This is a genomic window from Pseudomonas sp. NPDC089996, from assembly GCF_044748405.1.
GTDB lineage: Bacteria > Pseudomonadota > Gammaproteobacteria > Pseudomonadales > Pseudomonadaceae > Aquipseudomonas.
The window spans coordinates 32,030-44,932 of sequence record NZ_JBIVGA010000005.1 but is presented as its reverse complement, the minus strand read 5'-3'; the positions used below and the strand labels follow the sequence as shown (position 1 = coordinate 44,932).

Annotated in this window: 10 protein-coding genes; 1 reads left to right on the top strand and 9 read right to left on the bottom strand. The window is 66.3% G+C overall.

Features of this window, described 5'->3' with window-relative positions; genetic code table 11:
* Nucleotides 1-58: 58 nt before the first annotated feature.
* Complete coding sequence (locus tag ACIPW4_RS10320) at nt 59-1,354, bottom strand: MFS transporter (RefSeq protein ID WP_400657331.1); 1,296 nt, start codon at nt 1,352-1,354, stop codon at nt 59-61.
* A 412-nt stretch (nt 1,355-1,766) separates the two neighbouring features.
* On the opposite strand from ACIPW4_RS10320, the gene ACIPW4_RS10315 reads away from it, so the two are divergent.
* Nucleotides 1,767-2,642 (top strand): AEC family transporter, encoded by an 876-nt coding sequence (locus ACIPW4_RS10315; protein ID WP_400657329.1) that lies wholly within the window; start codon nt 1,767-1,769, stop codon nt 2,640-2,642.
* Nucleotides 2,643-2,658: 16 nt separating this feature from the next.
* Here ACIPW4_RS10315 and ACIPW4_RS10310 read toward each other — a convergent pair whose 3' ends face one another.
* The 8 genes from ACIPW4_RS10310 to ACIPW4_RS10275 all read right to left on the bottom strand — a co-directional run bounded on the left by ACIPW4_RS10310 (nt 2,659) and on the right by ACIPW4_RS10275 (nt 12,854).
* A complete protein-coding gene (locus ACIPW4_RS10310) occupies nt 2,659-3,291 on the bottom strand; it encodes a hypothetical protein (protein WP_400657327.1) in 633 nt (210 codons plus the stop codon).
* 138 nt (nt 3,292-3,429) lie between these two features.
* The gene (locus tag ACIPW4_RS10305) at nt 3,430-4,761 is read right to left on the bottom strand and encodes an MFS transporter (RefSeq protein WP_400657325.1); all 1,332 of its coding nucleotides are present in this window, start codon (nt 4,759-4,761) and stop codon (nt 3,430-3,432) included.
* A gap of 85 nt (nt 4,762-4,846) precedes the next feature.
* Nucleotides 4,847-5,785, bottom strand: coding sequence for a hydroxymethylglutaryl-CoA lyase (locus tag ACIPW4_RS10300; RefSeq protein WP_400657323.1), 939 nt, complete (start codon nt 5,783-5,785; stop codon nt 4,847-4,849).
* Nucleotides 5,782-6,975, bottom strand: coding sequence for a CaiB/BaiF CoA transferase family protein (locus ACIPW4_RS10295; RefSeq protein WP_400657320.1), 1,194 nt, complete (start codon nt 6,973-6,975; stop codon nt 5,782-5,784). Before ACIPW4_RS10295 ends, ACIPW4_RS10300 begins: the two co-directional genes overlap by 4 nt.
* A gap of 228 nt (nt 6,976-7,203) precedes the next feature.
* The gene (locus ACIPW4_RS10290) at nt 7,204-8,109 is read right to left on the bottom strand and encodes a LysR family transcriptional regulator (RefSeq protein WP_400657319.1); all 906 of its coding nucleotides are present in this window, start codon (nt 8,107-8,109) and stop codon (nt 7,204-7,206) included.
* 7 nt (nt 8,110-8,116) lie between these two features.
* Nucleotides 8,117-9,250 carry an HlyD family secretion protein gene (locus tag ACIPW4_RS10285; protein ID WP_400657318.1) on the bottom strand — a complete coding sequence of 378 codons (1,134 nt, stop codon included), beginning with the start codon at nt 9,248-9,250 and terminating at the stop codon, nt 8,117-8,119.
* Nucleotides 9,247-10,896 carry an MFS transporter gene (locus ACIPW4_RS10280; protein WP_400657317.1) on the bottom strand — a complete coding sequence of 550 codons (1,650 nt, stop codon included), beginning with the start codon at nt 10,894-10,896 and terminating at the stop codon, nt 9,247-9,249. Before ACIPW4_RS10280 ends, ACIPW4_RS10285 begins: the two co-directional genes overlap by 4 nt.
* 203 nt (nt 10,897-11,099) lie before the next feature.
* On the bottom strand, nt 11,100-12,854 hold the full coding sequence (locus ACIPW4_RS10275; protein WP_400657314.1) for an L-lactate permease: 1,755 nt from the start codon (nt 12,852-12,854) through the stop codon (nt 11,100-11,102).
* Between the last annotated feature and the right edge of the window lie 49 nt (nt 12,855-12,903).

The following is a 12,903-nucleotide window of genomic DNA, read 5'->3' as shown; positions in this document are numbered from 1 at the left end:
GGGTGCCGCTTGGGCGACGGACGGTCAAAAAACAAGGGCCGCATGGCGGCCCCTGGTGTCACTTAGTTTCGGCGTGCGCTGCCGGGGCAGGCGCAACAGGCTCCAGCGGCGGATGCTCCTGCGCCGCATGCATCAGGTCTTCGGTCACCCGCAGCTCGGCGCCGGTCGGCGAGAAGGTGGTCGACGCCGTGAACGGTGCCGGGTGCTCCGCAGCCGGGCGCTTGCCGCGGCGCCAGAGGAAAAAGCACACCATGCCCAGGTTGACCACGGCAAAGGCCCAGAACAGCCCCACTTCGCCAAATTCGGTCATGGCCGGCGAAATGGCCAGCGGCGCCATGGCCGACCCCAGCGAGTTGATCAGCAGCAGGCCCTGGATCATCGGCACCAGGGCGTCGGATGGCGCCCGGTCGGCCGCATGGCTGACCGCTACCGGGTACAGCGCGAACACACCGCCACCGAGCAGGAACAGCATGGCCGGCAGCAGGGCCGAATCCGAAGGCAGGAACACCGTGACCAGCGACAGCACCAGGCACAGCGCGGCCAGGGCGATCAGCACATCCTGGCGGTCCCTGCGGTCGGACCAACGCCCCACCGGGTATTGCAACAGCATGGCGCCGAGGATGACCCAGGCCATCATGTTGCCGACTTCACCGACATCCAGGCCGATGCGCTGCAGGTACAGCGGCAGCAGCGCGTAGATACCGGCAATGACCACACCGGAGCCGAAGCAGCCGACCAGCCCCGACGGGGCCACACCCAGCAGTTGCCGTGGTTTGAGCGGCTCGACCTGGTCGAGCAGCGGCGACACCCGAGGCAGGATCACGATCGGCAGCACCGACAGCGCGGCAAGCATGCCGGCCAGCATGAACGGCGCCGTGTCGCCCAGGTGGGTGATTTCGCCAAGGCCGGCCTGGGCGATCACGCCCGCGCCGTAGAAGGCAATCATGTACAGCGCCAGCAGGCGCCCGCGGATCTTCGCGTCACCGGCCAGCAGCAGCCAGCTTTCGATCACCAGGAACACGCCGACGGCCGCCCAGCCATTGATCAGGCGCAGCACCGACCACCAGGTGGCATCGTAGAACAGCCCCTGCAGCAGGATGGTTGCGGCGATCAGCGAGGCGAAGCTGGTGTAGGCGCGGATATGGCCGATGCGCAGGATCAGCCGGTCGTTGAAGATCGCGCCGAGGGTCAGGCCGATGAAGTAGGTCGACGAGACGATACCGATGGTCGTCGCCGATTCGCCGGCAGCGTCCAGGCGCAGGGTGGTAAGGGAAGACATGAAGCCGTTGCCCAGGGCAATGATGAACAGCCCGAGCAGGGGCGCCAGCGCCATGGCCAGCAAACGCGGAGACATACATACCTCAAGTTGGAGTGGCGATTTGGGAACGCCTCTTCGAACGCGCACGCCAAACAGGCCCATCAAGGGCCGAAGGTATGCACGGATGTGCCTGGGCTGGATGCGACCTGGGCAAGACTCAACCGCTGGACCCTGTAAGAGCTGGGCCGGGCGGGTTCGGTTGAGCCTATTTCACATGGGCTTCATGTGTTCAGGCCTGGACTCTGTCGTTGCTGCCGGTTGCCACCGTTCAAGGCGACGGGCGAAAAGGAAGCGCGATTCTACGGGTTGTGATCGATTTGCCCAAGAGGCTAAGGGCTGCGACGAGACGCCGCAGGTCGGGATGCGACAGCATTGTGCTCGGATCCGACATCCCGGGGTCGCTGGCATGCGGCATAATCGGCATTCCCACCCACGGAAGGCCCGCCCCATGCTCGCGTCGCTGTTCGCCGTTCTCGCCCCGGTCTTCATCGTCGCCGGCATTGGTTACGCCTGGGCCCGCAAGGGCCTCGATTACCCCACCGAATTCATCGCCCGCATGGTCATGACCGTCGGCACCCCGTCGCTGGTGTTGTCGACCCTGAGCCGCACCGAACTGGACGCCGCGGCGTTCACCAGCATGGCCCTGGCCTGCCTGTTGTGCACCGCAGGCATGGCCGTGGCCGGGCTGCTGGTGTGCCGTGCCTCGGGCCAGCACTGGCGGGTGCTGATGCCGGCATTCATGTTCCCCAACACCGGCAACATGGGCCTGCCGATCAGCTTGTATGCCTTCGGCGAACACGGCCTGGCGCTGGCCGTGGCGTTCTTCCTGACCTTGTCGATCGTGCAGTTCACCCTGGGCATGGCCATTTCCGGCACGGTCGCCTCGTTCAAGGCACTGTTGCGCAACCCGATCGTCATCAGCCTGGCCGGTGCCATGCCGATCATCTTCCTCGACTTCGAGCTGCCGCGCTGGCTGGCCAATACCGCCGACCTGCTGGGGGGCATGTCGATCCCTTTGATGCTGCTGACCCTGGGCGTGTCGCTGGCCAGTATCCGCCCGCAACATATCGGCGGCGGCCTGGTGCTCGGCGGTGTGCGCATCGTCTTGGGGGGGGCGGTGGGTTGGGCAGTGGGCGCCGCCCTGGGCATGGAGGCGATGGAGCGGGCGGTGCTTATGGTGCAGTCGGCGATGCCGGTGGCGGTGTTCAATTACCTGATGGCGGTGAGGGCCAACCGGCAGCCGGAGCAGGTGGCCAACCTGGTGATGTGCTCGACAGTGCTGTCGTTCGTCTGGCTGCCGGTGGTGCTGGCCTGGTGGATGTAGGCCAGCACGGCCCGCGTCATTTGTCGAACAGGCGCTCGTGCACCCAGCCCTTGTTGGTCAGCACCATCACCCGCTTTTCCCTGGCCGGGGTGTCGTTGGTCGCTACGGCTTTGCCCAGGTCCCGGATGCCGGCCTTGATCTGGTCATCGCTGGCCCAGGCCGGCAAGCCGGTGATCTTGTAGGCATAGGTCACATCGGAAATCGTGTGCCCCATCATCTGCCCCGGCTCACTGAACTGCTCGATCGCCGTCACCTCGGCCTTGCCGAAGCACAGCCCGCCACGGGTCTGGCCGTCGAGCATCTTCTGGGCATCGGCCTTGTAGTACTTGCGGCCTTCGTCGGTCAGGTCATAGGCGTAGTAGATGTCGGTACGGGCCGGTTGCCACAGGCGCTCGGGCACTTCGACGCGGGAGATTTCCTGCTCGCTGACGATCCCTACCGTGGCCAGGGCGTGCAGGGCCTTGTTGGTGCCGGTGACGTCGAAGTCCTGGGTCTTGGTGGGGAAGTCGGTGACCACGAAACAGTGCGGATACTGCGTGTCGAGGTAGGCCTGGGCCGCTTTGTGGAAATTGGCCTCGCTGGCGTCGTTGGTGTCCGAGCAGCCGGCCAGGGTGGCCAGCAGTGCCAGCGGTACGAGCTTCCTGTACATGAGCGAGCGTCCTTGGATTGCGAAGATAAACCGGTGGGCAGGCATTAGAACCTACGGGTTAGAGCGGCGCAATCGTGGCAGGACGGCATCTCGACAGGGTTCACAAAAGCGGGGGCCGCAGCGCTGCGGCCCCACCGCTCAACGGTTCGGCACATCCCGTGTGCGCAGTTTTTCTGGCAGGGCGAACAGCACCAGCAGTGCCGTCACCACGCAGGCCCCGGCAATCAGGTACAGCGCCGGGGTGGTGGTACCGGTCAGGTCACGGATGCGTCCCACCAGCACCGGGCTGACGATCCCGCCCAGCTGCCCCAGGGTGTTGATCAGGGCAATGCCCCCGGCCGCACCGGCGCCAGCGCCTGCCAGCAGCTTGGGCGGCAACGCCCAGAAGCTCGGGATCGACGCCACCACGCCCGCACCCAGCAGGCCCAGGGATACCAGCAGCAACGGCGTGTTGTCATCGAACAGCCCGGCGCACAGGAAGCCCAGCGCGCCCAGCGCGATCAGGCCGGCGGTGAACCAGCGCCGCTCGCCCGTGGCATCCGACAGGCGCCCGCACACGACCATGGCAATGGCGCCGCAGATGTAGGGGATGGCCGTCAGCAGGCCGATCATCGACGGGTTTTCGGTGCCAGCGCTGCGGATCAGCTGCGGTGCCCAGAAGTTCAGGCCATAGGAAGCGATCTGGATCAGGAAGTAGATCAGCCCCAGGGTCAGGAAGCCCGGAATGCGGATGGCCTGCAGCAACGAGCCTTGGCCATGGGCGGCCTGGGGCGGGTCGATGCGCGAAAGCAGCAGTTGCTTTTCTGCCGGGTTCAGCCAGCCGGCATCCTCGATACGGTCCTTGAGCCGGGTCAGCACCAGCAGGCCAAGGGCCACGCACGGCAGGCCGCCAAGCAGGAACAGCCAGTGCCAGCCACGCATCTGCAAGGCACCGTCGAGGTGGCCGAGGATCAGGCCGGAGAAGGGTGCGCCGAACAACCCGGCGAAGGCCGAAGCCAGGAACAGCAGCGAGGTGATCCGGCCCCGGTAGTGGCGAGGGAACCACAGCGTCAGGTAGTACAGCACGCCCGGGGCGAAGCCGGCTTCCATGGCACCGATGATGAAGCGCAGGGTGTAGAACTGCCATTCGTTGGTCACGAACACCATCGCCGCCGTGGCCAGGCCCCAGGAAATCATGATGCGGGCAATCCAGCGGCGAGCGCCGACCTTGTACAGCATCAGGTTGCTGGGCACCTCGAACAGCACATAGCCGACCACGAACAGGCTCGCGCCCAGGCCGTAGGCGGTGTCGCTGAAGCCCAGGTCGGTCTGCAGCTGGAACTTGGCGAAGCTGATGTTGATGCGGTCGAAGAAGGCGAACAGGTAGCAGACCATGATCAGTGGCATGAGCCGCCAGGCGACCTTGCGCACCAGGGCTTTTTCACTGTCGGCGGCGCCATCGGCAGCCGTATGCAGGGCGGAAAGACTCATTGTGTGTTCTCCAGTCGGGCCGCCGCGTGGGCGGCCCTGTTGTTCTTGTTGTCTGGTGGGGCGTGCCCCGGGTTGACGCGCAGTATCAGGTAGGCATGCCGGCAGGCAGCGGGTGCAGGTCGCAGTTGCGCCCGGCCTTGGCCAGCTGGCCGGGTACTTCATGGCCGAGCAGGGCAGGCAGGCCCCGCGCCAGGCCTATCAGGCCCTCGAGGTCGATACCGGTGGGGATGCCGGTTTCGGCACATAGGTTGGCCAGGTCTTCGCTGCAGATGTTGCCCGAGGCGCCCGGGGCGAACGGGCAGCCACCCAGCCCGCCGAGGGCGGCGTCGAAGCGTCGCGCGCCGGCTTCGTAGGCAGCCAGCACATTGCACAGGCCCAGGCCACGGGTGTTGTGGAAATGCAGGGTGAGCATGCTCGCCGGCAGCCGCTCCAGGCTGCGGCGGACCAGGCGTTCGACCTGGCGCGGGTTGGCCATGCCGGTGGTGTCGGCCAGGGTGACGCCGTGCACGCCCAGTTCCAGATAGGCATCGAGCAGGCGCAACACCAGGTCTTCATCGATGCGCCCCTCGAACGGGCAACCGAACGCCGTCGCCACCGTGGCATTGAGGCTGATCGGGCGCCCATGCACGGCCTGGACGATATCGCCGAAGCCCGCCAGCGACTGCTCGCGGCGCATGCGCATGTTGGCCAGGTTGTGCGACTGGCTGGCCGAGAGCACCAGGTTCAGTTCGTCTGCCCCGGCCGCCAGGGCGCGTTCGGCGCCCTTGAGGTTGGGGACCAATGCCACATACACCACCCCGGGCTGGCGCTGGATACCGCGGAACACCTCGTCACCGTCGCGCAATGCCGGAATCGCCTTGGGCGAGACGAACGAGCCGGCTTCGATGCGGCTGAAGCCCAGGCGGGAAAGGCCGTCGACCAGGGCGATCTTGTCTGCGGTGGCGACCCAGGTCGGTTCGATCTGAAGGCCGTCGCGCGGGGCGACTTCCTGGATGATCAGCTGTTCGGGGCTGGCCGGGATCATTGCACCACCCCCTGGCTGCGCAGGCGCGCGATGTCTGCTGCGGCCATGCCCAGGCCTGCGAGCACGGCGTCGGTGTGCTCGCCCAGCGCCGGCCCTTGCCAGTCGACCCGCCCCGGCGTGGCCGAGAGCTTGGGCACGATGCCTGGCATGCGCACAGGCGTGCCGTCGGGCAACCGGCTGTCGAGCAGCATGTCGCGCGCCTGGTAATGCGGGTCGTTGACGATATCGGCGACGGAATAGATGCGCCCGGCCGGGACTTCGGCCACTTCCAGCGCCGCCAGCACGGCGTCGATGGAATGCTGGCGGGTCCACTGTTCGATGGCATCGTCGAGCAGCGCGGCCTGGGCGGCACGGCCGTCGTTGTGGGCGAACTCGGCCGCCTCGCCCAGCTCTGGCCGGCCGATCGCCTGCATCAGGCGGCGGAAGATCGGGTCGCTGTTGCCGGCGATCACCACGAAGGCGCCATCGGCGGTGCGGTAGGTGTTCGACGGCGCGATACCGGGCAGCGCGCCACCGCTGCGCTCACGCACATGGCCAAGCAGGTCGTATTCGGGGATCAGGCTTTCCATCAGGTTGAACACGCTTTCCACCAGCGACACATCGACCACCTGGCCGACGCCGCCATTGGCGCGCACATTGAACAGCGACAGCAGCGCCCCCATCACCGCGTGCAGCGAAGCCAGCGAGTCGCCCAGGCTGACCCCGGCACGCGCCGGTGCGGCAGCGGGCTCGCCGGTGGTGTAGCGGATGCCGCCCATGGCCTCGCCGATGGCGCCGAAGCCCGGGCGGTCGCGGTAGGGGCCGCTCTGGCCGTAGCCGGAGATGCGCACCAGGGTCAGGCGCGGGTTGAGCGCATGCAGCACGTCCCAGCCCAGGCCGAGCTTTTCCAGGGCGCCGGGGCGCAGGTTTTCGATGAGGACGTCGGTGTCCTGCAGCAGTTGTTTGACGATGCCCAGGCCTTCGGCAGCCTTGAGGTCCAGTGCCAGGGACTTCTTGTTGCGTGATTGCAGGTACCACCAGAGCGAAGTGCCGTCATGCAGCTTTCGCCACTTGCGAAGGGGGTCGCCCTGGCCCAGGGCTTCGATCTTGATCACTTCGGCGCCGAATTCGCCGAGCAGGCGGGCGGCAAAGGGGGCGGCGATCAGCGTGCCGATTTCCAGCACCCGGATGCCTTCGAGAGGAGCAGGCATGTTGCGTACCTCATTGTTCTTGGACTTTGAGGTGGAGCCTAGGGCTGTCAGGAGCAGGGCACCAATCCTGTGTCGGCAACTACCGTTCGCGAAACGCGAATGGTCTGCGTCTTTCCTGTAGCGGCCCTTTCGCGGGCTTGCCCGCTCCCACAGGATTACCTAAACCTCAAGGGCAGTGAAAATACTTGTGGGAGCGGGCAAGCCCGCGAAGAGGCCGGCACAGGAAAACTACTTTCCTCGAAGCTGCTCGAACAACATCCGGCTCACCGGCGACAACGCCTCCAGCTCCCGCGCCACCAGCAGCAATTCGCGCTCGGCCCAGTCATCGCTCAACGCCACGGCCCGCAACCCCAGCGCCCCGCCAAACAACTCGAAGGCCTTGCGTGGCAGAATGCCCACGCCCATGTCGGCCTGCACCATGCGGCACACGGCATCGAAGCTTGGCACATGAATGCGCAGGCGCAGCACCTTGCCGGCCCGGCGTGCGGCCTCTACGGTGCGCATGTTGATCGAGCTGGCCGAGTGCAGGCCGACGAAGTCGTTGTCCAGGGTTTCGGCAAAGGCCACCTGCGCCTGTTCGGCCAGCGCATGCCCCTGGCGTACCACCAGCACCAGCTGGTCGCGCTTGTAGCGCACGGCATGCAGGCCGCGGGTGTCGCTGTCGGCGGAACAGATGCCCAGGTCGGCGACACCGTCGAGCAGGCCCTGGACCACGCCATTGCTCGGGCGCTCCTCCAGGTCCACCTTGATTTGCGCATGTTCGGCACTGAATGCCGCAAGGTCCTCGGGCAGGAACTGGATGATCGCCGACAGGTTGGCCAGCATCCGCACGTAACCGCGCACGCCCTGCAGGTGCTCGCCCAGCTCCAGGCCGATCTTCTCCAGGTTGAACAACATGCGCCGGGCATGATGCAACAGGGTTTCGCCGGCCGGGGTGAGCTGCATGCCCCGGGCCTGGCGCAGGAACAGCGGCGTACCCAGCGCGCCCTCCAGCTCGTTGAGGCGCTTGCTGGCCGCTGACAATGCGATCGCCTCGCGCGTGGCGGCGCGGGTCAGGCTGCCTTCTTCGTGGATGGCCACGAACAGCTGCAGGGTGACCAGGTCCAGGCGGCGGATCAGGTTGTTCAGCTGCATGGGGGTATCATTCCTCGTCGCGGGTATCGATGCTCACCACCACCGACATGCCCGGGCGCAGGCGTGCAGCGCCAGGCTGGTCGGGGTCGACGGTGATACGCACCGGGATGCGCTGGGCAATCTTCACGAAGTTGCCGGTGGCATTGTCGGCTTGCAACAGGGCGAACTCGGAGCCGGTGGCCGGGGAGATCTGCTGCACATGACCGTAAAGCTTGAGGTGGTTCAGGGCATCCACGGTAAAGCTCACCGGCTGGCCGATGCGCACGTCGGCCATCTGCGTTTCCTTCATGTTGGCGATCACCCACAGGGTGTCGGGCACCAGTGCCATCAGCTGAGCGCCAGAGTTGACGTAGGCCCCCAGGCGCGTGCCGATCTGCCCCAGCTGGCCGTCACGCGGGGCGGTGACGCGGGTGTTGTCGAGGTCGATACGGGCAAGCGCCACGGCGGCCTTGGCGTTTTCCACCGACGCCTCCAGCGCGGCGCGGTTGACGATCACCGTCTCGCGGTCCTGGCGGGCGATGGCCAGCGCGGCCTTGGCCTGGGCCAGGTTCGCCACGGCGGCGGCCTGGCTGGCGCGGGCCAGGTCAAAATCGCTGCGTGACACCGAGCCGTCGCTGACCAGGGCCTGGCTACGGCGCAGGTCGGCACGGGCCTTGTCGGCCTGCGCCGAGGCATCGCCGATTGCCGCCTGGCGCTGGGCGATGGTGGCTTCGGCACTGTTGCGCTGTTGCAGGTTGTTGGCCAGCGCCGCCTGCTGCTGTTGCAACTGGGCGATGGCCTGGGCCAGGCGCTGCTTGTAGATCCGATCGTCCAGCTGCACCAGCAGGTCGCCAGCCTTGACGAACTGGAAGTCATGCACCGGCACGTCGACGATGTAGCCACTGAGCTGCGGCCCGATGATCGTCACCTGGCCGCGCACCAGGGCATTTTCGGTGCTTTCGATGGCGCTGCTGAACGGCGGCAGGTTCCAGGCATAGAGCACCAGCAGGATGCCGGCCAGGGCCACGCAGGCAAAGCTGATCGACGACAGGATGCGCACCCGCCGCGTGCGCACCGGGCTGGTCGGTTCGCTGGGCGGCGCGCTGCCTTCCGGTGTTTCGGCAAGGGCGGTGGTGGTCGTGGTGCGGGTTTGTTCGGTCATCGGCTGGCGGTACCGCTGGTGGAGTCGGGTGAAGCGGCCTGGCGGGCGACATACCACAGCCAGGTGCCGCGAAGGGTAATCCAGATCATGGTCAGCACGGCGATGCTGCCGATCAGCACGAACACGTCGTTGTAGGCCATCACGTTGGCCTCGCGGGTGGCGGCGCTGGCCAGCACGCGCAAGCCGGCCTCGCTGCGCAGCGCCGGGTCGGCGAGAATCCCTGCATAACCGCCACCGCCGCTTTGCACGCGGGCGTTGACCAAGGGTTCGAGGTAGCTGAGGCGGTCCATCAGGTGGCTGGAATGAAACTTCTCGCGCCAGGTCTGGAAGGTGCCCAGCAGCGCCGCGCCGATCAGGCCGCCGAGGTTGTTGCAGATGCCGAACAGCACCGAGAAGCTCACCAGGTTGCGTGGGTTGGCACGCACGTGGCTGATGCCCAGGGCCATCGACGGGCCAAGGAAGAACGTGCTGCCAAAGGCCAGCAGGAACTGGCTGAGGTACATTTGCTGCGGGCGCGTGAGGTTGCTCGAGCTGCTGTCCATGAACGCCCCGGTGGCCATCGCCAGCAGCGAGATGAACAAGGGGATCACCAGGTGCTTCGGATCGATGGTCAGGGCGCTGCTGGCCAGGCCCGCCACGGCACCGAGCAGCATGATCCAGTACAGCGAGCGCATCTGCTCGCTGCCCATGTTCAGCACTTGCAGAAAGCCCACGGCGCCGGTGGACTGCTCGGAGGTGACCATGCGAATCAGGATCACGCACAAGCCCAGGCGGATGATTGCGCCGCTGCCCAGCCAGCGCGTCATCAGCAGCGGGTTCTGGCGGTTGTGCTCGATGGCCAGGCCGGTGAAGATCAAGGCAATGGAACACGCCAGGGCGACACCGATCCACGGCGCCTCCAGCCACCAGTCGATGCGCCCCAGCGACAGCGCGGCGCAGAGCAGGCCGACGCCACTGGCCATCAGGGTGAAGGTGAGGAAGTCCAGCGGCTCGAAGGTCTTGAAGCGGTCACCGGGCGGCAGCTTGAGCAGCAGTACGCAGCCCAGTGCGGTCAGCGCCAGGCCCAGTTCGAACAGGTACAGGCCGCGCCACTCGGCGATCTGCAGCAAGTCTTCGGAGAAGATCCGCGCCAGCGGCAGGGCCAGTTGCGAGGCGCCAAGGCCCAGCACCATGGCCTTGATCCGCCAGCGTTCGGGGAACGCCTGGATCATGTAGTACAGGCCCAGCGAACTGAGCGCCGCGCCGACCATGCCGTGGGCGGCGCGCACGGCGATGGCCGAGTGCAGGTCGTTGACCAGCAGGTGGGCGAAGGTGACCAGGGCATACAGCACCAGAAACACCTCGGTGAAGGCGCGCAGGCCGAACTGCTGGCGGAACTTGACCAGCAGCAGGTTGATCGACACGTTGGTCATCACATAGGCCGCCGGCAGCCAGGCCATCTCCGCGCTGGTCGCACCCAGCGCGCCCTGCAGGAACACCAGGTTGGCGGTGACCAGTGCGTTGCCCAGGCCACCGGTAATCGCCACCAGCAGGCCGACCACGCCGAACGCCAGGCGCTTGGCCGGCGAGTGCAGGGGCGTGGAAGGGGAGCCGGGGAGGCTGGGCTTCTCGTGCGGGAGCCACTGGCGCGGGGTGTATTTGTCCATGGGGCTGACTGTACTTCACGGCGCTTGGCTTTGACACCGTCAATGTGGGAGCGGCCTTGCGTCGCGAAAGGGCCGCGTAGCGGCCCCAGGATTTCAGCCTCCAGGCAGAAATTGTCGGGGCTGCTGCGCAGCCCTTTCGCGACGCAAGGCCGCTCCCACATGGATCGCACCAACTTCAAGGCATGAGCAACGAAACACTGGATTCAGTGCCCGACCACCATCGCCGTGAACGGCGCCACATAGGCCTGCAAGGTCACCAGTCCACCCACCAGCACCGCCAGCACGATCGAGTGGAAGAACACATAACGCAGGATCTCCCCCTCATGCCCATACCAGCGGGTGGCGGTGGAGGCCACGACGATCGACTGCGCATCGACCATCTTGCCCATCACCCCGCCCGAACTGTTGGCCGCCGCCATCAGCACCGGGCTCAGCCCCAGCTGTTCTGCGGTGACCCGTTGCAGCCCGCCGAACAGCACGTTGGAGGCGGTGTCCGAGCCGGTCAGCGCCACCCCGAGCCAGCCGAGCAGGGTGCCGAACATGGGGTAGAAGATGCCGGTGGCGGCGAACGCCAGGCCCATGGTCGCATCCAGCCCTGAATAGCGCGTGAGGAAGCCCAGCGCAAGCATGGCGACGATGGTGATCAGCGAATAGCGCACCACCCACAGTGTGCGCAGGTATTGCCGCCCCAGTTCCAGTGGCGAATAGCCCATCAGCAGCCCGCCGAGGATGGCTGCCAGGAAGATGCCGCTGCCGGTGGCGGTGAACCAGGTGAACTTGTACTGGGCGTCTTCTTTCTTCGGCGTGGGCACCACGGGTGGCACCTTCTCGATCTGCTGGTGGATCGAGTCGAAGGTGAACACCGGGGCGAACACCGGGTTGCCTTCGCGCAGCGGCTTGCCCTGCGGGTCGAGCATCGCCGCGCCGCTGGCGGGGTCCAGCGCCGGGCGGGTGTCGAACAGGTTCTTGAAGCTTGCCGTGCCCCAGGCGAACACGAACACGGTGAGGATGATCCACGGCAACCAGGCCTTGAACACGCTGCGCTGGTCGCGCTGGGCGAAGGTGGTTGCGGCGCCCGTTTTGCCGTCGTCTTCGATCCTGGAGTTGTCGACCCGCCCGGTGAGCGCCGCCGAGGTGTGCACGGTGGCCGGCTTCCACACCCGCAGGAAGCCGGTCAGGCAGGCCATGGAGATCAGCGCCGCAATCACGTCCACCAGCATCGGCCCGTGGAAGTTCGACACCAGGAACTGCGGCACCGCGAACGAGACACCGGCCACCAGGATCGCCGGCCACACCTCGAGCATCTTGCGCCAGCCGGCAAAGGCCCAGATCAGCCAGAACGGCACGATCACCGAGAAGAACGGCAGTTGCCGGCCGACCATGGCCGACAGCTCCATTTCATCCAGCCCGGTGACCTTGGCCAGGGTGATGATCGGTGTGCCCAGTGCACCGAATGCCACCGGCGCGGTATTGGCGATCAGCGCCAGCCCCGAAGCGGCCAGCGGCGAGAAGCCCAGGCCGATCAGGATCGCCCCGGTCACCGCTACCGGTGTGCCAAAGCCCGCTGCGCCCTCGAAGAAGGCGCCGAAGCAGAAGGCGATCAGCAGCAGCTGCAGGCGGCGGTCGTCGGTAATGCGTGCCAGCGAATCCTGCAGCACCTTGAATGAACCGTTTTCGGTGGTCAGCCGGTGCAGAAAGATGATGTTCAGCACGATCCAGCCGATCGGCAGCAGGCCGTTGGCCGCACCGTATAGCGCAGCGGAGCCTGCCATGTTGGCTGGCATGCCGAAAGCGAAGATCGAGATCAGCAGTGCCGAACCCAGGGCGAGCAGGGCGGCGATGTGCGCTTTGATATGGAAGAAGGCCAGCGCTGCCAGCATCACCACGACCGGTACGGCGGCCATGAGGGTGGAGAGCCAGGGGCTTGCGAACGGATCGTAGATTTGCTGCCAGACCATTTGCCACCTCGTTTGTTGTTATTTGAGGTATCGCGATTTTTGGGCAGAC